Origin of the sequence: Aureimonas psammosilenae, assembly GCF_009176975.1 — a bacterium.
In the GTDB taxonomy this organism is placed as follows: Bacteria; Pseudomonadota; Alphaproteobacteria; order Rhizobiales; family Rhizobiaceae; genus Plantimonas; species Plantimonas psammosilenae.
The window spans coordinates 274606-296185 of the sequence record NZ_WEZG01000003.1; the positions used below are offsets into that span (position 1 = coordinate 274606).

The following is a 21580-nucleotide window of genomic DNA, read 5'->3' on the forward strand; positions in this document are numbered from 1 at the left end:
TGATAAAAATCACTTCTCCAAATGATCGTTATATTGACTTGAAAGACGGCAAATCCTCGAAATTTTGAGCTTTCCCACGAGCAGCATCTTTCTCGTAGGATTGTATAAGCCTGTCAGCCCATTCCTCCGTTTGTCTAGGGCTTTTCATATCAGCCTTGTAATCGAAAGCTATCCCCTTACTTTTGACTTCATAGTTCAAATCAATAATGATTGTAGCAACTAAATCTTTCAGACAATCTAAAAATAAAACTTCTGAACCAGATTGCGCCATACCAGCAGGACTTTGAACTATTGGTAGGGTTTTAGGTATCTTTCGCAATATTCTACCTACCGTATACATCAAAAAGAACTTCGTTAGACCATAATGGGCAAATGGCATGTTTTCTATCCTCGAAACCGCCTCCCCGATAAGAGAATAAATATTATAGAGAAAAATTATCCTCTGCGAATCGACCTCCTTTCGACCGAATATCTCTGCGTATCCTTCGTCGAAAATACTGTAAACTTGGTGACAAACGTAAGGCTTTCGCAGATCGAATGCCATTAGCATTCTACCAGCTAGGTCATTGGATATAGACGTCCTTTCAGGTGGAACGGCCTCACCGCGCTTGATCTCGAAAAAGTACCCTTTTTGATTGTTATTGAACTCGGCTTGCAGCCTAGTCATCAGATCATGGTTCGATCGAAGGTCTCGAGGTTTGATGGAATTCTGATTATTACTGTTTTCAGTGATTTTCCGTGCCATCGCTTGGTCATTTAGCGAAACAACCCTAGCCAGCACTCTTAGATCGCCAGTCAAAGCACCTTTATTACGATAAAATGTCGATAAGCTTTGTGCCCCGTTGACAACCGAATAATTTTCGACCCGGAGCTTCTTGCCGTCCAATTTGGCCTTTTCGCACAGCATGATAATGCCATTGTGAAACAACGAAAAGTTTTTGTGCTCACCCTTGTTTCTGACAGACTTTGTTATTGACTTGTTGACAGACGTATTCCCCAAGCTAAACCTAACATTTTGGGTGAATAATGTTCCATCGGAGATACCTTCCAGCTTAACTAGTTGCAACGCTTGAGCCGGAAATACAAAGGTTGAGATTGACCCATCTACATCGAAGACCATTGGCTCAACATAGCTAACGTCAAACTCGAAGAAACCAGTTATGCCGCCCTTACGATCTAGCTCGACATAATTGTCTGCGATCTCGATCCGATCATAAACGCGTAAACTAATATCACCTTTCAAATATTCTCGGGACGCTAAATCATGATTTTCATTAGTGACGTATACTCCAACGAGTTTGAAGCCTTTATCTACAAGATCGGCAATATTTTTCGACTCAAGGTTCTTTTTTAAATCGCTATGAGCGTTGCCAGCTAGAACGTTTTTTACCTTGTCACTCGTATCAAATTGCTTGACTGAGGAGCTTAAGTTCTTTAAGTCGACATCTCCGATGGTTCCGTTATCTTTCTGTCGTATTTTACATTGAAAGAGATGAATTTCTTCATTGTTGTGATCGACATATATTGCATCTATTCCTTTATCATTACTGGCATCGCAGATAGCATCATCTGCCTCCACTTCATCTAGGCGGTATATATTCTCCAAAAACCAATTCAAGAATGCCGCTGATTCAGAACGACCCTTTGCTACAAACGGACTGAGAATTCTCTGCAAGGAATTGTAGGTCAGTTCATTAGACTTCATCGAACATCCTCCGTAATGATATTACATGTCGCTCAATTCAACGTCGTTGGCCCGCTCGTCATCTCCGCACGCTTCACCCAGCTATCCCCAGCGCGCTGCTCGGGCGGGACCTTCGACAGGCAGCCGCTGAGGGCGACGCCGGACAGGACGAGGAGGAGAACCGGGAGCTTCATGGGAGCCATGCTTTCGTGTTCGAATCGCTTTCCCCCTCATGATACACGGATGCGGCCTTTCGCAGGCAAGGGCTGCATCCTGTCATTCCCCTGTCATCGGTCAGGTTTAGCCAAGGCTCCCATGCGAGGTTGTTCTCACGGACGGCTCGCTTCGGAGCGAGGGTCGACCACGGATGAACTGGCGGCCCGAACTTCCCTGCCGATAACGCCGACAGCGGCGTCGATCGAGCCACGAAAGCCTCGCACTCCTTCGGGAATGCGAGGCTTTTCGTTTATCGAAGGTCGCGCGGGATCGGCCGCGCCCTACCCCATCGCCAGAATGGCATTGGCGACGTCCACCAGTTCCTCGCCCATCACGTCCGGCCGGTCGAAGGCGGGAGGCCAGGGCTGGCCGCGCTTCACGAAGCCGGCCGTCATCCCGACGCGTTTCGCGCCGTGGCAGTCCCAGGCATGGGTGGCGACCAGCATCGCTTCTTCCGGCAGGCAGCCCATCTCGCCGAGCGCCGCGAGATAAACGGCGCGGTGCGGCTTGTATTTGCGGGGGCCTTCCACCGAATGCACCCCGTCGAAGAAGTCGGCGAAGCCGGCGCGGTCGATCAGCTTCTCCGTGGCGCTCTTCGCGCCGTTCGACAGAGCGTGGACGGCGATCCCGGCTTGCCGCAAGCGGCGGAAGCATTCCTTGGCGTCGCGATGCGGGTCGAGCCGCTTCATCGCGTCCGCCACCGCCTGGCGTCCCGTTTCGCTCGGCCCCATGCCCCGGTTGGCGCGAAGCTGGTCGAGCGCGCCGCCGAGAATGTCCGGCAAAGGCGCATAGCCGCCGGCGCTTGCCAAAGCCATCGCGTCGCGCAGCATCGCCGCATAGAGCGTATCGACATCCTCCGCCCGCATGCCGTTCGCTTCCAGGGCGGGGACGAGCGCTCCCAAGCGAAAGACCGTGTCGATGATATCGAAGGCGACGGCCTTCGGGCGCAGCACCATGGAAACTCTCCGGCCAAGGGTTGGAGCGGAGGCAACGCCCCCTCGCCCGCGCCGTTCCGCGAAGAAATCTATCCCCGCAATCGAAGTCTCGCACATCATGCCCCGGACCGCCGCCCCGACGAAGGAGCGCGAATGATCACCGGGATCGTTCGAAGGGGTGGCGGGCGGGTCCGGGTCTTTGTCCCTACCGGAGGGATCGAGGCCCGGTCGACGCCGAACCCGAGCCGGTCCGCCGATGATAAAGGCGGTCCGGGAGCAAGCCGAAGGAACCCGAAAGGCCGTGTGGCTGCGACAATGGTCGGATCACGCCCTTGAGACCGGATGAGCCGTCCGGTCGAAGGCTTGGGGGACGCCGGAGCTGGCATCCGGTGGCAAAGCGTCGAAATCATCCGTGCGGGGCGCCGAAGGCGGGCCGTTTTGACGAATGCATACGTCGGAGGGTCTGCCTTCGGCGCCCGAGCCGCTCCTTCTTCCTGCACCGTCAGCAAGGAGGCTTGAGACACGAAAAGGCCCGCCCCGGTTCGATCCGGGCGCGGGCCGCTCGTGCTGGCAGAATGAAAGGCGTCGAGCCCTCAGTCGACAAAGCGGCGCGGGGCGCCGAACTGGAAGCCGATGCCGTTGCCCTGGTCGTTCAGAAGCTGGCCGTTGGAGCTGGAGGAGTTCGGCATCAAGGTGCCGACCGCGCCGACGCCGTTCGACAAGCCGCCGGGGCCGCTCGGGCGATCCGTGGTGATGCCGGCCGACGAACCGACGCCCGGCAGGCCCGGCGCGTAAACCTGATTCTCGATCGGGCCGCCCATCGACGCGACGCGCTCGGGGGCGGAGTAACGGACGCGGTCCTGCGCGGCGGCCGGCAGAGCGACGGCGGTGAGGAGAGCGGCAACGAGGATGCGCGTCATGGCAGAGGTCCCTTCAGGGCGAATCGGCTGCCCGATTCCAGGCCCATTTCTGCCACAACAACGCGGAGCCAGTGTTAACGTTCCTGCCACGGGTGACGTAAAACCTTCGCAGTTGCGAAAAAGCCCACACAGTGCCGTGATGCTTCGGTGTTGCCTCGTCTCGTCATGGAACGGTTCCAGGAAGTCGCCGCGTCTCTTCCCTTGCGGCGCGGAAAGCTTCGACTCTTGTGTCGCCAAAGATGAGCCGGCGAACTCGAAAACCACCGGGGCTTGCGCGGAAGCAGAGCTTTCGCGACATTCCCGTGAGGGCATATTCCTCATGTTCTCAATAGTTTCGCCCGGTTTCATCATACGATAGCGAATAGAGAAAACTCCCAACGAAAGTTCTACTTGCAAAAGTCTTCGGACGATTGCATTAATTCGGGTGCATGGGCAATTTCGTGAACACCATGGGACTGGGCGGACTGCGTATCGGAGACGCTTACTCCGAGTGGAAGCTGCTTTCCGCAGTTACCACGATGTATCGCTTCCTTTTCTTGAAGTTCGAGACTTGCCTGCAGATGCCGACAAGGCGAAGCGAACAGCCGGAAATGGAAGTACAGTGATGGCGCAGACAGGCACCGTGAAGTTTTTCAACACCGAAAAGGGCTTCGGTTTCATCAAGCCGGATACCGGCGGCCCGGACATTTTCGTCCACATTTCCGCCGTGCAGGCATCCGGGCTCCCGGGTCTGACGGAGAACCAGAAGGTCTCCTACGACACCGAGCCGGACAAGCGCGGCAAGGGCCCGAAGGCGGTCAACCTTTCGGCCGCCGACTAAGCCTCGGCACCGCCGCCGCATCCTCGGCGGCACCCAACGAAATTCGAACGGGGGCGGCATGGCTGCCCCTGTTTCATTTCGGGACAAGCGGACAGGCGGCTTTGATCGGTTGAGGCCTTTTGCCCGCCACCTGCCCCGTTTCGGCACGCCCTCGCCTGGCACGCCTCCTGCACCAGCTTCTCCGACGGCTTTCCGCCGATCCATCGGAGAGATGCCATGCCCCGCAACCCGAAGACGCTCTTCGGTCTCGCCCTTCTCACCGCCCTTGTCGGCGGCGTTTGCGGCTATGTCGGCGAAGCCTACGCCATCGACCGCCTCCCCGCTTCCACCGGCGCCTATGGCGGCACCGGCGCGGGCTACGGCGCCGAGCGCCCTTATTACGGCGCGGAGAACATCCGCGTCCCACGCTACAATTCCTTCGTCACCCTGCGCGACTCCATCGCCCCGCTGCAGCGCGCCGGCTCCCTCGCCGGCGTTTATCCGAGCTTCGGCGGATCGAGCGTCATCTATCTCGGCACCCCGTCCCTCGACGGCGGCGGGCCCCGCGTCATCGACGTCGAAACCGACCGCCTCGACCGCAAGCCGGTGGAGGACGACGTTTCGGTCAGCTATGTGGGAACGGCGAAGATCATCCGCATCGCCGCGGAGGCCAAGCCGCACGATGGGCCGAGCAAAGCCACGCGCCGCGCTCCGCTGGAGCCCTGGTCGGAAGGCTGGGAGCGCTACTGCACCCGCACGCATGCCGACTTCGACCCGGCGCGCGGCACCTTCACCGATGAGAACGGCGCTCGCCGCTTCTGCACGGGCGAATAAAAAGGGTTGTCGGTCGAGGCGCCGATCCCCGACCGACTCGGCCCATGCTATCGAAGAAACGGGTTGGAAAGTCGTTCCCGCCCGACCGTGCTTCCCGGTCCATGCCCGCAGATAAAAGAAACGTCGTCGCCGAGGGGCAGCACTTTTTCCTTGATCGAACGGATCAGGGTCGCGTGGTCCCCACCCCACAGATCGGTCCTCCCGATCGAGCCGGCGAACAAGACATCGCCGGCGTGGAGGAAGCGCAGCGAGCGCTCGAAGAACACCACATGCCCCGGCGAGTGCCCGGGACAATGCAGGACCTCGAACCGCAGATCGCCGAGCGCAAGCGTCTCACCCTCCGCGAGAAAGCGATCGGGGTAGGCGTTTCGGAGGGCACCGCCCACGCCGAACATCTGCGCCTGCTTTTCGATATTCTCCAACAACGGACGGTCGGCTTCATGCGGCCCAACGATCTCGACGCCGAGCTTTTCCTTCAGCGCCATCGCGCCGCCCGCATGGTCGATATGGCCGTGCGTCAGCCAGATCGCTTCGACGGTCACGCCAAGACGTTCGACCGCGGCGAGGATCAGTTCGACGTCCCCGCCGGGATCGACAACCACCGCAGCCTTCGTGCCGGGATCGAACAGGATCGCGCAGTTCTGCTGGAATTGCGTGACCGGAACGATCTCGATACCGAAACCGTCCGACCCGCTGTTTGAAAGGGCGTCCGTCACTCGGCCGCGATCCGCTTCGGCGTCACTTCGCTCATGTAATCGGCGACGAGCTGCCGGCTGATTTCGCCGGGCGAGAAGCGGTAGGGGCCGATCTCGGAAACCGGCGTCACCTCGGCGGCCGTGCCGCAAAGGAAGCACTCGGTGAAGCCTTCCAGTTCCTCCGGCATGATGGTGCGGACATTCAACTCGATCCCGCGCCGCTGCGCCAGATCGATCACGGTGCGGCGCGTGATGCCGTCGAGGAAGCAATCGGGCGTCGGCGTGTGGAGCGCGCCGTCCTTCACGAAGAAGACGTTAGCGCCGGTGGCTTCCGCCACATGGCCGCGCCAGTCGAGCATCAGGGCGTCCGCATAGCCCTTCGCCTCGGCGGCGTGTTTGGAAATGGTGCAGATCATGTAAAGGCCGCTCGCCTTGGAACGGGACGGCGCGGTGCGCGGATCGGGACGGCGATATTCGGCCATGTCGAGCCGAATGCCCTTCATCCGCTCTTCCGGGTTGAAGTAGCTCGGCCATTGCCAGATGGCGATCGCGACATTGATGCGGTTCTTCTGCGCGGAAACGCCCATGGACTCGCTGCCACGCCACGCGATCGGCCGGACATAGGCGTCCGAAAAGCCCTGCCGACGGAGGAGTTCATTGCAGGCGCTGTCGATCTCGTCGAGGGAATACGGGATCGTGAAACCGAGGATGCGGCCGGATTCGACCAGCCGCTCCGTATGCTCGCGCAGCTTGAAGATTTCGCCGCCATAAGCGCGCTCACCCTCGAAGACGGCGCTCGCATAGTGCAGACCATGGCTCAACACATGAATCTTCGCATCGCCCCAGGCGACGAACTCATCGTTGAACCAGATTTCGCCGTTCAACTGATCGAATGGAATTGCGCTCATGACGGTCCAGTGCCCTTCTCGGGCATCTCCTCGTTGTCCGTATGTTTCCGCTTGTCGGATATTTCCGAAGCTTCGGACGATCTCTCGTCCTTCCGTGCACAAGACGCCCGCATTTTGACGAACGAATCAAGGAGAAAGGGAGAGGTGGATATTTGCCGAACCGAAAAGCGATGGAGCGTCCCTGTTCCAAGGGACGACGAGAGGTGTAACAATGGCTCTCAGATACGTCAATATTACTGACCTATTTTGATGGACGCAGACATTTCCCGCTCCTCCTCCGAACAGGCCGCCTCGCCTCCCGTGGTTCGCAAGCCCCTGCCCACGACGGGCGACGTGGACTTTCGCATCATCGAACTTTTCTTCTTCGCTTACCGGGAGTTCACCGGCGACGCCGACATGGTGCTCGAACGGTACGGGTTCGGGCGCGCGCATCATCGCGTGCTGCACTTCGTCAACCGCGCGCCGGGCATGACGGTGGCCGACATCCTCGATCTTCTCCAGATCACCAAACAGTCCTTGTCGCGCGTGCTGCGCCAGCTTCTTGACGGCGGCTTCATCGAGCAGGAACAAGGATGCGAGGATCGACGCCAGCGCCATCTCTACCCGACGACGCGCGGACGGGAACTGACCCTGGAACTGTCTCGCGCGCAGGCCCATCGAATCGAAGCTGCGCTCGAAGCGACCGATGCTGGCGAACGGCGTTCGATCACGCATTTCCTTCTGGAAATGGCAGGCGACCGTGAAGCCACCATCGCCTGGTTCGACCGCCAGGGCATCGGATCGGCGAAGGAGGAAACGGGATGAGTTCGACGCAGGGCACCCCCCAAGCCGTAAGCGGCCAAGCGCCGGAAGACGACGCGCCGCATATCATGGTCGTGGACGACGACCGCCGCATTCGCGGCCTCCTGTCGCGCTTTCTGTCCGAGCGCGGCTTCCGCGTTTCGATGGCGGCAGATGCGGCCGAAGCGCGGGTGATCCTGTCCGGCCTCGATTTCGACCTTCTCGTGGTCGACGTGATGATGCCGGGCGAAAGCGGGCTCGATCTGGTGCGCAGTTTCTCGGCGGAGCGCGATACGCCGATCCTGATGCTCACCGCGCGCTCTGAAACCGAAAGCCGGATCGAGGGTCTGGAAGCGGGCGCCGACGATTATCTGGCCAAGCCCTTCGACCCGCGCGAACTCGTTCTTCGCATCAACAACATCCTGAAGCGCGGCGCCCCTGCCCCGGTTCTGAAGGTGGACAATGTCCGGTTCGGCCCCTTCACCTTCTCGCTGGCCCGCCGCGAGTTGAAGCGCGGCGCCGAGATCATCCGCCTCACCGAGCGTGAACAGGAGATCATGTCGCAATTTGCCGGCAAGGCCGGGGAAACCATCCAGCGCCAGGACCTTCTGGGCGACGAAACGGAAGTCGGCGAGCGGACGGTGGACGTCCAGATCAACCGTCTGCGGCGCAAGATCGAGAGCGATCCGGCCAACCCGCTCTGGCTGCAAACGGTGCGCGGCATCGGCTACCGCCTGAACGTGGATTGAGGCGATGTCGCTGATCGAGCGCCTGACTGGAAACAGGCTGCACAGCCTGCGCGACACGCTGCCGGGCGCTTCCGCCGCCGCCGAACCGTTACGCCGCCCGCTGCGCCGCCTGCCCCGCTGGTTCGGGCGGCAGATGCCGAAAGGCCTTTATGCCCGATCGCTCATCATCATCATCGCGCCGATGGTGCTGATGCAATCGGTGGTCGTGTATCTCTTCATGGAGAGGCACTGGCAGCTCGTCACGCAGCGTTTGTCGACGGCCGTCGTTCAGGACATCGCGGCGACGATCGACCTCATCGAGGCCTTCCCGCAGCCCGAGAACTTCGCGCTTATCCAGAGGATCGCGAACGACCGGCTGGAACTCAGCGTCAAGATCCTGCCGCCCACGCCCCTGCCCGCGCCGCGCCGCAGCGACATCTTCAACATTCTCGACGGCATTCTCAGCGACGAAATCCGCGACCAGATCGGGCGCCCGTTCTGGATCGACACCGCCAGCGAATCCAAGGTGGTGGAAGTGCGTATCCAGCTTCCCGACCGCGTGCTTCAGGTCTTCGCCCGGCGCAATTCCGCCTATGCGTCGAACACCCATATCTTCATCGTCTGGATGGTAGCGTCCTCGCTCGTCCTGCTCCTGATCGCGATCCTGTTTCTGCGCAACCAGATCCGCCCGATCCAGGCGCTCGCCGCCGCCGCCGACAGTTTCGGGCGCGGCCAAGCGGCGCCTACCGATTTCAGACCTTCCGGTGCTTCGGAAGTCCGCCGCGCTTCGCTGGCCTTCATCCAGATGCGCGACCGGATCGAACGCCAGATCGAGCAGCGGACGCAGATGCTGAACGGCGTCAGCCACGATCTGCGCACCATCCTCACCCGCTTTCGCCTCCAGCTCGAATTCATGGAAGACAGCGAGGACAAGCGCGAATTGCAACGCGACGTCGAGGAAATGCAGCGGATGCTGGAAGGCTATCTGGCCTTCGCGCGCGACGAACAGGGCGAGGATGTCGGCGAACTCGATCTGGAGCACATGCTCGCCCGCCTCGAAGCCGATGCCGAGCGCAAGGGCAAGTCGCTGACATCCGAAGTCGAGATCGACCCGCTCATCGCCGTGCGCCCCGACAGCTTCACCCGGCTCGTGACGAACCTCGTGTCCAATGCCCTGCGCCACGGCCAGCACGTCGCGGTGCTGGCCCGTCGCGAAGGGCGCTGGCTGACGATCACCGTGGAAGACGACGGGCCCGGCATTCCCGCCGACAAGCGCGAGGAGGTCTTCAAGCCTTTCGTGCGGCTCGACACGGCCCGCAACATCGATGCGGGCGGAACCGGCCTCGGTCTTTCCATCGCGCGGGACGTCGCCCGCAGCCATGGCGGCGACATCCTTCTTTCCGACAGCGCGATGGGTGGCTTGCGGGCTCTCGTTCGGATTCCCGCTTAGAGGCTGTCTGAAAAGTCCCCGGCGGAGGGGCGACGAGGAATTTTCAGACAGCCTCTTAGAACAGGCGTCCGCCGTTCGGTACCTTGATGCTGGGCGCGAGCAGCACGACTTCGCCGGCCTCGTCCGGCACCCCGAGCGTCAGGACTTCGGAGCGCATCGGGCCGATCTGGCGCGGCGGGAAGTTCACCACCGCGATCACCTGCCGACCGACCAGTTCTTCGGGCCTGTAATGCACGGTGATCTGCGCCGAGGACTTTTTCACGCCGATCGCCTCGCCGAAGTCGATCTGGAGCTTGAAGGCAGGTTTGCGCGCCTGCGGAAAGGGCTCTGCGGCGATGATCGTGCCGACGCGGATATCGACCTTCAGGAAGTCGTCATAGGCGATCTGGCCGGTTGGGGCATCTTCGCTCACGTCTTGTCTCCGGCAAGCTCGGCAGCGCGGCGGGCGGCGGCGGCCACGGCGTCGCGCATCAGTGGGCCTAAGCCGTTCGCGGCCATCAGAACGTCGAGCGCGGCCTGCGTCGTGCCGTTCGGCGAGGTTACGTTGCGCCGAAGGGTCGAAGGTTCGTCCTCAGACCGGATCATCAATTCGCCCGCGCCCGCCACCGTATGGCGCGCCAGCGTCAGGGCGAGATCGCGCGACAGACCGACGGCCTCACCGGCGGACGCCAGCGTCTCGGCCAGGAGGAAGACATAGGCCGGCCCGCTGCCGGACACGGCCGTCACGGCATCGATATCCGCTTCGCGCTCGACCCAGAGCACCGAGCCGCAGGCGATCAGAAGAGCTTCCGCGTCGCGCCGCGAACGCGCAGAAACGCGCGCATCGCCGAAGCATCCGGTGATGCCGCGCCCGATCAGGGCGGGTGTGTTCGGCATGGCGCGCACCACGGGCACGTCTCCGAGAAGGGAGGCGATCGTCGCCGTCGTGGTGCCGGCTGCAACGGAGATCACCAGCGTGTCGGGGCGTAAAACCGAGCGCAAAGCCGGCAACGCTTCGCCCATCATTTGCGGTTTCACCGCGAGAACCACGATATCGAATGTCCCGCTCGGCACGGCGGCGGAATAAACCAGACTGCCGTCGGCGAAGAAGGGCTCCAGCGCTTCGGAACGGCGCGGATCGACGACGTGAATCGAGCTTGGCCGAGCGCCCGCTCCGACCCAGCCGCGCGCCATGGCGCCGCCCATATTGCCGGCGCCGACCAGCAGCACCCGGCCGATATCGCGCAGAGAATCGCTCATGCGTTGCCAACGGTCTCGAACAGCGACCAAGCCAGCGCCTCGCCGGCGGTCTTACCGCCCTGAACCACGAAGTGGAACGCCTGGTAGAAGCGCTCGCAATTCTCCAGCGCCACGCCGAGCAGCCGTTCGGCCTGATGGCTCGTCGCCTCCGCACCGCCGGACAGAAGCAGCGAATGGCGGAACATCACCGCGTTCTCCTTCGGCCAAAGATCGAAATGGCCGACGAGAAGCTGTTCGTTGATCTTGGCGAGAAGCCGCAGCACCTCGACCTCGCGGTTCTCCGGCACGTCGAAATCGAAGGCGCAGCCGAGATGCAGCGCCTCGCACTCTTCCAACCAGGAGAAAGAAACCGAATATTCCGTGCAGCGTCCGATGACGGCGACCGCGATCTCGTCGTCGCAGAAGCGTTCGAACTCCCATTCATGCGAGGACGCGACGAGCTCGATCACATCGACCGGATTCTCGCGCCGCTCCTGGATTTCCATGTTCTCGATCGTCCGCAAGGCGGTCCGCCCTCTCGCTTGGCTTTTCGCGGATGGTCGATGGGACGGCGGCGGCAGGATCGGCGCGGCTCAAGGCCGGCGCAATCTCCGCCTGCCAGGCCGGCAGCGAATCACCCTTATGAATCAGTCTACAGAACCGGATTCTTCGACTTAAGGGGCGATCCGAATTATTAAGGACTTTCTGCTAGTCTCGCCTGAATCGATCCACGAGCGGATTCCATTAAACGACTCTCGCTTCGCGTTTTTCGCGAAGATGACGGGCGTCGAAAACGCCCGCTGAAATCTGTTGGCAACCTGTGGATAACCGATTCGCGGGCCTTACGGGCCGGGTGAAACCGGCGGTTCGTCACCTGCGAAGGGGGTCTCGCCGTGGTTGGAATGCGCGGCCGACGCGGTTCCGGCCTTGGCCTCGAGATCGGCCACGCGGCGCTTCAACGCCTCGTTTTCCATGCGCGCCTTCGCGGCCATTTCACGGACGGCCTCGAACTCCTCGCGCTGAACCAGATCCATCTGGCCGACGAGGCGCTCGCCCTGGCTGCGGAAGAAGCCTTCCATCTCGCGGCGCACGCCCTGCGCGGCGCCTGCGGCATCCGTCATCATGCGGGCGAACTCGTCGAGCACGCGGTTCGGGCTTCGAGCGTTCATGGCAGCGGCTCCGGTTCGTGATATGTCGCACCTGACTTAGGCATGCGGGCTTCGGCTGGCAATGCCGCCGCGCAGGACCCGCCATGATCTCCATACCGGCCGCAGGCCTCCTCACCTATCCGCAGATCGACCCGGTCTTCCTTCAGATCGGGCCCGTCGCGCTGCATTGGTACGGCCTCGCCTATGTCGCGGGCATCCTTTGCGGCTGGCTATACGGCCGGCATCTCGTTTCGAACAAGCGTCTCTGGCCGAACGGCGTTTCCCCGATTACGCCCGAGAACATCGATGATTTCATCGTCTGGATCACCTTCGGCATCATTCTCGGCGGTCGGATCGGCTCGGTCCTGTTCTACGATTTCGACCGTTACCTCGCCAATCCGCTGGCGATCTTCGCGGTTTGGGAAGGCGGCATGTCTTTCCACGGGGGTCTTGTCGGCGTCGTGGTCGCGATGATCGGCTTTGCCTGGAAAAGCCGCGTGCCGCTCTTCAGCCTCATCGACGTCGTGGCCGCCTCCGTGCCGTTCGGCCTTTTCTTCGGGCGCGTCGCGAACTTCGTGAACGGCGAACTCTGGGGGGCGCCGACCAATGTCCCCTGGGCGATGATCTTCCCGACGGGCGGCGAAATCCCGCGCCATCCAAGCCAGCTTTACGAGGCGCTTCTGGAAGGCATCGTGCTGTGGCTCATCCTTCGCGTGGCGACCCACCACTTCAAAATGTTCAAGCGGCCGCGTTTCGTCGGAGCCCTGTTCATCGGCCTTTACGGGGCGATGCGTATCTTCGTGGAGTTCTTTCGGATGCCGGACGCGCAACTCGGCTACCTTTATGGAACCGACTGGTTCACGCGCGGCATGGAACTGTCGGTTCCCATGCTGCTCGTCGCCGCCTGGGGCCTCGCGACCGCCAAGCCGCGTGCCTATGCCGCGCCGGCCGGCGACAAGATCGACGGCTCCGCAGCCAAGCCATGACGCCGCTGGGCCAGCGCATCGCCGACCTGATCCGACAGGAAGGCCCGATCACGGTCGAGCGCTACTGGAACATCGCGCTTTTCGACCGGGAGAACGGCTACTACACGACGCGCGATCCGTTCGGGCGCGGCGGCGATTTCACCACCGCCCCGGAGATCAGCCAGATGTTCGGCGAGCTTCTCGGGGCCTGGGCGCTCGCGGCGTGGCGTGCGCTCGGCAGCCCGAGCCCCTTCGTTTTCGCGGAAGTCGGGCCGGGTCGCGGCACGTTGATGGCGGATATGCTGCGCACCGTCCGTCGTCTCGATGCGAACTTCCTGAAAGCCGCCGAAGTGACACTGGTCGAGACGAGCGATCGTCTGGCGCAGTTGCAGGCCGAGCGTCTGGCACCCTTCGACCTGCCGATCCGGCACAGGCGGCGCATCGAGGAGCTTGCCTCCCTCCCGCTGATCCTCGTCGGCAACGAGCTTCTGGACGCCGTGGCGATCCGGCAATTCGTGGCGACGCTCGAAGGCTGGCGCGAGCGGCGCGTGGGGCTCGGCGCGGATGCCGGCCTTGTCTTCGTCGAGACGGAGGCGGAGGCAGCGGCACTCCCGTTTCTCGAACGCCTCGGACAGCCCGAACCCGGGACGGTCTTCGAAGCCTCGCCGCAACGCATCGCCATCGCGGACGTCGTCGCGCAGCGAATCGGCCGCCACGGCGGCGCGGCGCTTCTGATCGATTACGGCCACGCCCGGCCTGGTTTCGGCGACACCCTGCAGGCGGTGCGCGAGCACGGCTTCACCGACCCGCTGGCCGAGCCGGGCCTTGCCGACATCACCAGCCATGTCGATTTCGCCGCGATCGCCGTCCGGATGATGCGCGCCGGACTATCAGTCGCGCCGATCGCCGAGCAAGGCGAGTTCCTTCTGGCGCTCGGCCTTCGAGAGCGCGCGCAGGCGCTCGGTCGCTCTTACCCCGAGCGGCAGGCCGAGGTTTCAGCAGCCGCAAGCCGGCTCGCGGGGACGAACGAGAACGAGATGGGACGCCTCTTCAAGGTGCTCGTCGCGGCGTCTTCGCCTTTGCCCTTGCCGCCCTTTCCGCTCGCCGATTGACTTCGCGAATGAGCTGAACCACGGTCCCGCACCATGCCGGAACATGCCATGTCACAGCCGCAACCGATCCGCCCCGCCGATGCCGTTCAACATGAGGCCCTCAGCCTGAACGGGGTCGTCCACGCCTTCTTCACCCGGCGCGGCGGTATTTCGACCGGCATCTACGAAAGCCTGAATGCCGGAATCGGCTCGAAGGACGATTCCGTTGCGGTGGAAGAAAACCGCCGCAGAATGGTGGCCTTTCTGGTTCTGCCCGGTCCTGATCTCGTCACGCCCTGGCAGGTCCATTCCGCCGACGCCGTGGTTGTGGACGGCCCCTTCGCCGGCGACCGCCCGAAGGCCGACGGCATCGTGACCGCGACGCGCGGCCTCTCCATCGCGGTGGTGACCGCCGACTGCGGGCCGGTGTTGTTTGCCGATGCTCGCGCGGGCGTCGTCGGAGCCGCTCATGCCGGCTGGAGGGGCGCCACCGGCGGCGTTCTGGAAGCGACGATTGCGGCCATGGAAAGCTGCGGCGCGCGCCGGGAAGACATCGTGGCTGTTCTCGGGCCGACGATCACGCAAGCCGCCTACGAGATCGGCGCCGACATGGCGGACGGCATTCTCGCCGGCGATCCGAAGGCCGCCGACTTCCTGGCGCCCGGCGTCGACGCCACGAAGCGCCAGTTCGATCTCCCTGGCCTCATCCTGTCGCGGCTGGAGCGCGCGGGTGTCGGCGAGGCTCGGTTCGTCGGACGCTGCACCTATGGCGAGGAGGACAGCTTCTTCTCCTATCGCCGCACGACGCATCGCGGCGAACCGGATTACGGACGCCAGCTCTCGGCCATCGCGCTCGCTTAAGGACCGACCATGCTGCACTTCACGCGCGAGGAATTCGACGCCCGCAAGGGCAGGCTCCTGACGGAGATGGTCGAGCGCAAGCTCGATGCCGTGCTGCTGTTCGCGCAGGAATCCATGTTCTGGCTGACCGGCTACGATACGTTCGGCTTCTGCTTCTTCCAGTGCCTCGTCGTGAAGGCGGACGGCGAGATGCGGCTTCTCACCCGCTCGGCCGATCTGCGACAGGCCCGGCACACCTCGATCATCGACAACATTTCCGTGTGGCGCGACCGTGGGCAGGCCGATCCCACCATCGATCTGCGCGACATGCTGGACGACATGGGGCTGCTCGGCGCGCGCATCGGCGTCGAATGGTCCACCCATGGCCTCACCGCCGCCAACGGCCGGCTGATCGAAGCCCGTCTCGGCTCCTTTGCCTCGCTGAAGGAGGCATCGGATCTCGTGCCCGCGCTCCGCGTCCTGAAAAGCCCGGCCGAGATCGGTTACGCGCGGGAAGCCGCCCGGCTCGGCGACGAGGCTTTCGAGACCATGTTGCCGCTCGTCCATGCCGGGGCGGACGAGGCGGAACTGCTTTTCGCCCTGCAGGGCTCCATCCTGAAGGCGGGCGGCGATTATCCGGCCAACTCCTTCATCTTCGGCTCGGGACCGGACGCCCTTCTCTGCCGCTATAAATCGGGCCGCCGCCGACTCGATGCCGAGGACCAGCTCACCGTGGAATGGGCCGGCGTAAAAGCGCAGTACCATGCGCCGCTGATGCGCACGGTCGTCATCGGCTCGCCGACGCCGCGCCATATCGAACTCCACGCCGCCGCGACCGAAGCGCTCAGCGCCGTGGAGGAAGCGATGCGCCCCGGACGCACGTTCGGTGAGGTGTTCGACGCCCACGCCTCCGTGATGGAAACGCATGATCTCGTGCGGCACCGGCTCGCGGCATGCGGTTATTCGGTGGGCGCGCGCTTTGCGCCGTCCTGGATGGACCCGCAGATGTTTTTCTCCGGGAATGCCGACGAGATCCGGCCGAACATGACGCTGTTCGCGCATATGATCATTATGGACTCGGACACCGGAACGGCGATGACCCTCGGCCAGACCTATCTGACCACCGAAGGCGCCCCGGAATCCTTGTCGCGCCTGTCCCTCGATCTACGGGTGGCGGCTTGATGGCGAGGCGGCGGAGCGCGGCGCTTCTCCTTCTCGGGCTTCTCGCCGCTTGCCGCAGCGTTGATCCGGGCCTCGGTCTGACGCCCGGCGAACCGACGCCGCAGGCGATGGCACCGGTTTCCACCGCCCCATCCGCGGCCGAACCCATCCAGTTCCTCCCGGCGGTGGGCATCCCGGCGGACAAGGCGCAACTTCTTTCGATGTCGCTCGGCGAAGCGGCGAGAACCGCCAACGTCACGATTCTCCCTGCCGCGGAAGGCATCGCGCCGCGCCGTTTGAAGGGCTACCTGTCCACCGTGGATGGGGCGAGTGGCGAAGTGGTCGTTTATGTCTGGGATGTGGTCGACCCCGGCGGAGAGCGCATCAGCCGCATTCAAGGGCAGGTCGAGACCGGCGGCAGCGGCACGTCATGGTCCGGTGTCGGTGAGGCGACCTTGAGAGAAATCGCGTCGCGGACCATCGCAGCCCTCGGCCCTTCCTCCGCAAGCCTTGCCACCTCAGATTGATTTGATGCGCCATTTCGCGAAAGATTCTAAGGTCCGGAAGCCGACTCCGGGCGCTTCGTGATTTTCTTCCTCGGTCAATGTTGCTAATCAGCCGCCTTCAGGACCGGTGCGAGCCCTGCGGGCAGCGTTTCGGTTGAACGGACGCGCGGACATTCTCGATGAAACTTTTCGTCGGCAACTCCAACCGGCAACTCGCCGAGGCCATCGCCAAATATGTCGAGCGACCGCTCGGCCTGGCGACCGTCAGGCGCTTTGCCGATCAGGAGATCTTCGTCGAGATCCAGGAAAACGTGCGCGGCGAGGATTGCTTCGTCATCCAGTCGACCTCCTATCCGGCGAACGATCACCTGATGGAGCTTCTGATCATGATCGACGCGCTGCGCCGGTCGTCGGCCAAGCGCATCACCGCCGTCCTGCCCTATTTCGGTTATGCGCGGCAGGATCGTAAGGCCGGCGGGCGCACGCCCATCTCGGCGAAGCTCGTGGCCAACCTCATCACCGAGGCCGGCGCCGACCGCGTGATGACGCTGGACCTCCATGCCGGCCAGATTCAGGGCTTCTTCGACATCCCGACCGACAACCTGTTCTCCGTGCCGCTGATGTCGCGCGACATCAAGGAACACCAGAACCTCATCAACACCATGGTCGTCTCGCCCGATGTCGGGGGTGTGGTTCGCGCCAGAGCGCTCGCCAAGCGCATCGACGCGCCGCTCGCCATCGTCGACAAGCGTCGCGAGCGGCCGGGCGAATCGGAAGTCATGAACGTCATCGGCGACGTCACCGGGCGCGATTGTCTTCTGGTGGACGACATCATCGATTCGGGCGGCACGCTCTGCAACGCGGCGGACGCGCTCCTGGCGATCGGCGCGAAAAGCGTGAAGGCCTACATCACCCACGGTGTTCTTTCGGGCGGCGCGGTGGCGCGCATCGCGGCGTCGAAGCTCACCGAACTCGTGATCTCCGATTCCATCCAGCCGACGGCCGCCATTTTGAACGCGCCGAACATCCGCGTGGTCACCACGGCCAATCTTCTCGGCGAAGCCATCGCCCGCACCACGGCCGAGCGCTCCGTTTCCAGCCTCTTCGACTGAGCGGGCGGCGCCGATGGCGGTAATCGCGGCCTACGCCTATTTGGACGGCAAGCGCAGCCGCGAGGTTTCCATCGCGCAGCCGCAAAGCGTCGCGGTCGGTCACGGCGAGTTCGTCTGGATCGGCATCGTCGACCCGACGATCGAGGAACTCGCCCAACTCAAAGCCTGCTTCGGCCTGCATCCGCTGGCCCTCGAAGACGCGGCGCAGGACCATCAGCGCCCCAAGCTCGACATCTACGGCAACGACATCTTCATCATCGCGCGCACCGCGCATCTGGAAGGCGGCACGGTCCACTACGGCAAGACCGCGATCTTCATCGGGCCGGGCTATATCGTCACGATCCGCACAGGTTCGATGCGCGATCACACCAAGCTGCGCGCGCAGCTCGAAGCCTCGCCGAAGCTCCTGAAATACGGCGTCGACTACGTTCTCTGGGGCGTTCTCGACTTCGTGGTGGATTGCTACCTGCCGATCGTGGAAACGATCGAGGAGGAGCTTCTGGAGATCGAGCGCCGCGCGCTGGACGAATTCCTGTCGCGCACCGAGGTCGCCCGCATCTTCACCATCCGCCGCGAACTGATCCGGTTCCGCCGCATCATGGGGCCGATGGAGGACATGACGAGCAAGCTCGGCCATCTCGATGTCGGCTATCTCGATGCGGAAGCCCGCCCCTATTATCGCGACGTCCACGATCAGGTGCAGCGCGCGGCCTCGCGCGTCGACGGCGTGCGGGAAGTGATCTCATCGGTTCTGGAAGCCTCCAGCCTGCTCGAACAACAGCGCCAGAACACGATCACCCGCCAGCTCGCGGCCTGGGCCGCGATCCTCGCGGTTCCCACCGCGATCGCGGGCGTCTACGGCATGAATTTCGAGTTCATGCCCGAACTCAAATGGCATTACGGCTATTTCGGTGCGCTCGCTCTCATCCTCGGCGTCGCCGGCTTTCTTTTCTGGCGCTTCCGCCGCAGCGGCTGGTTGTGACGGGGACAAATCTCCGCTTTCCAAGCCTTGCGCCGCCTGAAACAAGACCCTTATGAGCGGCACTCTCTCGTTTCGTCATTTCCTGCTCGGTCTCGCCGTGGTCGCGGTCTGGGGAACGAACTTCGTCGTGATCCGCACGGCGCTCGACCATCTGCCGCCGTTTCTCTTCGGTGCGCTGCGCTTCACGCTCGCCTGCCTGCCGGGTGTCTTCCTCGTCCCAAAGCCGAACGTGCGCTGGCGGAGCCTGGCGGCCTACGGCCTCCTGATCGGTTCCGGGCAGTTCGCCCTTCTTTATTATGCGATGGGCTCGGACATCTCGCCGGGTCTTGCCTCGCTGGTTCTCCAAACGCAGGTCTTCTTCACCATCGGCCTCGCGCTGGTGATCTCGAAGGAACGGGTCCGCGCCTATCAGCTCCTGGCGCTTCTTCTGGCGGTGTCCGGCATCGCGATGATCGCCGCCCATACGGACGGGACGACGACGCCCTTCGGTCTGGTCCTCGCTTTGACGGCGGCGTTCTGCTGGTCCTGCGGCAACATCGTCGCCAAGCAGAGCGGTGTCAGCGCCATGCTGCCGTTCGTGATCTGGGCGAGCCTTTTTTCCGCGCCGCCTCTCCTGATCCTGTCGTTTCTTCTCGAAGGCTGGCCGGCGATCCGCGCCGGTCTCATTCAGGCGGATCTGGCGACCTGGGGCGCCGTTCTATGGCAGACGGTCGGCAACACGCTTTTCGGCTATGCAGCCTGGGGCTTTCTCCTGTCGCGCTATCCCGCGGCTTCGGTCACGCCGATGGCACTTCTCGTTCCGGTCTTCGGCATGGGCGCTTCGGCCTTCTGGCTCGGCGAGCCGCTCCCGGCCTGGAAGCTCGGCGCCGCGGCGCTCGTTCTGGCCGGCCTGGCGCTCGGCATGCTGGCTGCCCGCTGGCAGGGACGAAGGAGCGTTCCCCAAACGCCGCCGGGTTCCGGCTCCGCCGCCTGACCCTTCCGCTTTCTTGCGCGAAGGGGCACTTCGAGCTATAGCCCGCCTGCCCGCGCGGACACCCTTGGAGGCAGCGTGGGCGTGAAGCGGCCGCCACGGCCGCTTTTCGTCGTTTCGGTCCGGTTCCAAGCCGGGGCGCGAACGGCAACTCCGAACACATGCTACAAGGACTTCAGCCATGAGCGAGACCTATACGGTCAAGGCCGAAGCGCGCGAGAAGGTCGGCAAGGGGGCCGCCAGACATCTTCGCCGCAACGGAATGATTCCCGCCGTGATCTACGGCGACAAGCAAGAACCCCTGCCGATCGCGATTCCCTACAAGGAAACGTTCCTGAAGCTCCATGCCGGCGGCTTCAAGACCACCATCGCGACGGTCGAAGTGGGCGGCCAGTCGATCAAGGTCCTGCCGAAGGACTACCAGCTCGATCCGGTCCGCGACTTCCTGATCCATGTCGATTTCCTACGCGTTTCCGAGCGTACCGTCGTCACGGTTTCGGTCCCGGTGCATTTCGAGAACGAAGACGCGGCGCCCGGCCTCAAGGCCGATGGCGGCACGCTGAACATCGCGCATCACACGGTCCAGGTCGAAAGCCCGGCCAACGCGATCCCGGATGCCTTCCACTTCGACCTGACGGGTCTCGCCATCGGCGCGGCCATTCACGCCGGAGACCTGAAGCTGCCGAACAACGTCAAGCTGGTCGACACCGCCGATACGGTGATCGCCACGGTGGTTCCGCCGATGGCCGAGGAAGTCGACGAGCTCGACGCCGAGACGCCGGAAACCGAAGTCACCGAGCAGGCCTCGGACGACAGCGATAAGTAAGCGATACGGGCGGGGTCCGGTATGCTCCTCATCGTCGGACTGGGCAATCCAGGCCCTCAATATGCCGGGCACCGCCACAATATCGGCTTCATGGCGCTGGACGAGATCCAGCGCCATCCCGGTTTCTCGCCGTGGTCGAGGAAGTTCAAGGGCGAGATTTCGGAAGGGGTGATCGGCGGCGAGAAGGTGCTTCTCCTGAAACCGCTGACCTTCATGAACGTGTCCGGCGAATCCGTCGGCGAAGCGGCGCGCTTCTACAAGATCGAGCCCGCGCAGATCGTCGTGATCCACGACGAGCTGGATCTGACGCCCGGCAAGGTGCGGGTGAAGGTCGGCGGCGGCAATGGCGGCCATAACGGCCTCAAATCCATCGACGCGCATCTCGGCAAAGAGTACCGGCGCGTGCGCCTCGGCATCGGCCATCCGGGCTCGAAGGAGCGCGTCAACGGCCATGTCCTGTCGGATTTCCACAAGTCGGACCGTGTTTGGCTCGATCCGCTGATCGAAGCGTTCGGACGGCACGTGGAGATGCTCGTGAAGGGAGAGGACGCGCAATTCATGAACCGGCTGCACATGGCGACGGCCGGCGACGAACCGGTTTCGGCCAAGGGCTCGGTCGCACCCGCCAAGGCCAAGGGCCAGAGCCATATCCGCCAAGCCAGGACGCCGGGCGCCAAGCCGGCCTTGCCGACCAGCGGCCCGATGGCCGATATGCTGAAGCGGATGTTCGGGCGCAAGGACTGACGTGCGAGCCCATCGCGGCGTTGACCGGACGCGCGCGGCATTCCAAAGAGCCAAGCAACGCCTTTCAC

General features: G+C 62.9%; 25 protein-coding genes. 15 read left to right on the top strand and 10 right to left on the bottom strand.

Annotation, left to right across the window (positions count from 1 at the left end; all coding sequences use genetic code 11):
- Nucleotides 1–28: 28 nt before the first annotated feature.
- The 4 genes from F9929_RS07995 to F9929_RS08005 form a co-directional block, all read right to left on the bottom strand.
- On the bottom strand, nucleotides 29–1705 hold the full coding sequence (locus F9929_RS07995; RefSeq protein WP_152046031.1) for an AIPR family protein: 1677 nt from the start codon (nucleotides 1703–1705) through the stop codon (nucleotides 29–31).
- 32 nt (nucleotides 1706–1737) lie between these two features.
- Nucleotides 1738–1878, bottom strand: coding sequence for a hypothetical protein (locus F9929_RS23945; RefSeq protein WP_193227656.1), 141 nt, complete (start codon nucleotides 1876–1878; stop codon nucleotides 1738–1740).
- 303 nt (nucleotides 1879–2181) lie between these two features.
- Nucleotides 2182–2856: a haloacid dehalogenase type II gene (locus F9929_RS08000; RefSeq protein ID WP_193227657.1), complete on the bottom strand. Its 675-nt coding sequence runs from the start codon at nucleotides 2854–2856 to the stop codon at nucleotides 2182–2184.
- Nucleotides 2857–3428: 572 nt separating this feature from the next.
- On the bottom strand, nucleotides 3429–3755 hold the full coding sequence (locus F9929_RS08005) for a hypothetical protein (protein WP_152046033.1): 327 nt from the start codon (nucleotides 3753–3755) through the stop codon (nucleotides 3429–3431).
- Nucleotides 3756–4359: 604 nt separating this feature from the next.
- Between F9929_RS08005 and F9929_RS08010 the strand changes: the two genes are divergently transcribed.
- A complete protein-coding gene (locus F9929_RS08010) occupies nucleotides 4360–4575 on the top strand; it encodes a cold-shock protein (protein ID WP_152046190.1) in 216 nt (71 codons plus the stop codon).
- Between the two features lie 216 nt (nucleotides 4576–4791).
- Nucleotides 4792–5388 carry a hypothetical protein gene (locus F9929_RS08015; protein ID WP_152046034.1) on the top strand — a complete coding sequence of 199 codons (597 nt, stop codon included), beginning with the start codon at nucleotides 4792–4794 and terminating at the stop codon, nucleotides 5386–5388.
- 47 nt (nucleotides 5389–5435) lie between these two features.
- Here the strand turns inward: F9929_RS08015 and F9929_RS08020 are convergent, their stop codons facing one another.
- Together F9929_RS08020 and F9929_RS08025 are read right to left on the bottom strand one after the other, a co-directional pair.
- A complete protein-coding gene (locus tag F9929_RS08020) occupies nucleotides 5436–6104 on the bottom strand; it encodes an MBL fold metallo-hydrolase (RefSeq protein WP_235919112.1) in 669 nt (222 codons plus the stop codon).
- Nucleotides 6101–6991 (bottom strand): branched-chain amino acid aminotransferase, encoded by an 891-nt coding sequence (locus F9929_RS08025; RefSeq protein ID WP_152046035.1) that lies wholly within the window; start codon nucleotides 6989–6991, stop codon nucleotides 6101–6103. The genes F9929_RS08020 and F9929_RS08025 overlap by 4 nt, the downstream gene beginning before the upstream one ends.
- A gap of 249 nt (nucleotides 6992–7240) precedes the next feature.
- On the opposite strand from F9929_RS08025, the gene F9929_RS08030 reads away from it, so the two are divergent.
- The 3 genes from F9929_RS08030 to F9929_RS08040 all read left to right on the top strand — a co-directional run bounded on the left by F9929_RS08030 (nucleotide 7241) and on the right by F9929_RS08040 (nucleotide 9949).
- Nucleotides 7241–7795 (top strand): MarR family winged helix-turn-helix transcriptional regulator, encoded by a 555-nt coding sequence (locus F9929_RS08030; protein WP_152046036.1) that lies wholly within the window; start codon nucleotides 7241–7243, stop codon nucleotides 7793–7795.
- Complete coding sequence (locus F9929_RS08035; RefSeq protein ID WP_152046037.1) at nucleotides 7792–8520, top strand: response regulator; 729 nt, start codon at nucleotides 7792–7794, stop codon at nucleotides 8518–8520. The genes F9929_RS08030 and F9929_RS08035 overlap by 4 nt, the downstream gene beginning before the upstream one ends.
- A gap of 133 nt (nucleotides 8521–8653) precedes the next feature.
- Entirely contained in the window at nucleotides 8654–9949 is a 1296-nt protein-coding gene (locus F9929_RS08040) for an ATP-binding protein (RefSeq protein ID WP_235919135.1), read from the top strand.
- A 55-nt stretch (nucleotides 9950–10004) separates the two neighbouring features.
- Here the strand turns inward: F9929_RS08040 and F9929_RS08045 are convergent, their stop codons facing one another.
- The 4 genes from F9929_RS08045 to F9929_RS08060 form a co-directional block, all read right to left on the bottom strand.
- Nucleotides 10005–10361 carry a tRNA-binding protein gene (locus tag F9929_RS08045; protein ID WP_152046039.1) on the bottom strand — a complete coding sequence of 119 codons (357 nt, stop codon included), beginning with the start codon at nucleotides 10359–10361 and terminating at the stop codon, nucleotides 10005–10007.
- Entirely contained in the window at nucleotides 10358–11188 is an 831-nt protein-coding gene (gene proC / locus F9929_RS08050; protein ID WP_152046040.1) for a pyrroline-5-carboxylate reductase, read from the bottom strand. The genes F9929_RS08045 and proC overlap by 4 nt, the downstream gene beginning before the upstream one ends.
- Nucleotides 11185–11673: a type III secretion system chaperone family protein gene (locus tag F9929_RS08055; protein WP_152046192.1), complete on the bottom strand. Its 489-nt coding sequence runs from the start codon at nucleotides 11671–11673 to the stop codon at nucleotides 11185–11187. Before F9929_RS08055 ends, proC begins: the two co-directional genes overlap by 4 nt.
- A 336-nt stretch (nucleotides 11674–12009) precedes the next feature.
- The gene (locus F9929_RS08060; RefSeq protein ID WP_152046041.1) at nucleotides 12010–12336 is read right to left on the bottom strand and encodes an accessory factor UbiK family protein; all 327 of its coding nucleotides are present in this window, start codon (nucleotides 12334–12336) and stop codon (nucleotides 12010–12012) included.
- Nucleotides 12337–12419: 83 nt separating this feature from the next.
- Here F9929_RS08060 and lgt point away from each other — a divergent pair, with 83 nt between their 5' ends.
- The 10 genes from lgt (at nucleotide 12420) to pth (ending at nucleotide 21512) form a co-directional block, all read left to right on the top strand.
- Entirely contained in the window at nucleotides 12420–13301 is an 882-nt protein-coding gene (lgt, locus tag F9929_RS08065; protein ID WP_152046042.1) for a prolipoprotein diacylglyceryl transferase, read from the top strand.
- Nucleotides 13298–14392, top strand: a complete 1095-nt coding sequence (locus tag F9929_RS08070; protein ID WP_152046043.1) for a class I SAM-dependent methyltransferase — start codon at nucleotides 13298–13300, stop codon at nucleotides 14390–14392. Before lgt ends, F9929_RS08070 begins: the two co-directional genes overlap by 4 nt.
- 48 nt (nucleotides 14393–14440) lie before the next feature.
- On the top strand, nucleotides 14441–15232 hold the full coding sequence (gene pgeF, locus F9929_RS08075; protein WP_152046044.1) for a peptidoglycan editing factor PgeF: 792 nt from the start codon (nucleotides 14441–14443) through the stop codon (nucleotides 15230–15232).
- A gap of 9 nt (nucleotides 15233–15241) precedes the next feature.
- Entirely contained in the window at nucleotides 15242–16393 is a 1152-nt protein-coding gene (locus F9929_RS08080; RefSeq protein WP_152046045.1) for a M24 family metallopeptidase, read from the top strand.
- Nucleotides 16393–16899 (top strand): hypothetical protein, encoded by a 507-nt coding sequence (locus F9929_RS08085; protein ID WP_152046046.1) that lies wholly within the window; start codon nucleotides 16393–16395, stop codon nucleotides 16897–16899. The genes F9929_RS08080 and F9929_RS08085 overlap by 1 nt, the downstream gene beginning before the upstream one ends.
- Before the next feature lie 158 nt (nucleotides 16900–17057).
- Nucleotides 17058–17990 (top strand): ribose-phosphate pyrophosphokinase, encoded by a 933-nt coding sequence (locus F9929_RS08090; protein ID WP_152046047.1) that lies wholly within the window; start codon nucleotides 17058–17060, stop codon nucleotides 17988–17990.
- 13 nt (nucleotides 17991–18003) lie between these two features.
- The gene (gene corA / locus F9929_RS08095) at nucleotides 18004–18972 is read left to right on the top strand and encodes a magnesium/cobalt transporter CorA (RefSeq protein ID WP_152046048.1); all 969 of its coding nucleotides are present in this window, start codon (nucleotides 18004–18006) and stop codon (nucleotides 18970–18972) included.
- Between the two features lie 52 nt (nucleotides 18973–19024).
- Nucleotides 19025–19945 carry an EamA family transporter gene (locus tag F9929_RS08100; RefSeq protein WP_152046049.1) on the top strand — a complete coding sequence of 307 codons (921 nt, stop codon included), beginning with the start codon at nucleotides 19025–19027 and terminating at the stop codon, nucleotides 19943–19945.
- Nucleotides 19946–20123: 178 nt separating this feature from the next.
- Nucleotides 20124–20768: a 50S ribosomal protein L25/general stress protein Ctc gene (locus F9929_RS08105; protein WP_152046050.1), complete on the top strand. Its 645-nt coding sequence runs from the start codon at nucleotides 20124–20126 to the stop codon at nucleotides 20766–20768.
- A 21-nt stretch (nucleotides 20769–20789) separates the two neighbouring features.
- Nucleotides 20790–21512: an aminoacyl-tRNA hydrolase gene (gene pth / locus F9929_RS08110; protein ID WP_152046051.1), complete on the top strand. Its 723-nt coding sequence runs from the start codon at nucleotides 20790–20792 to the stop codon at nucleotides 21510–21512.
- Nucleotides 21513–21580 lie beyond the last annotated feature (68 nt).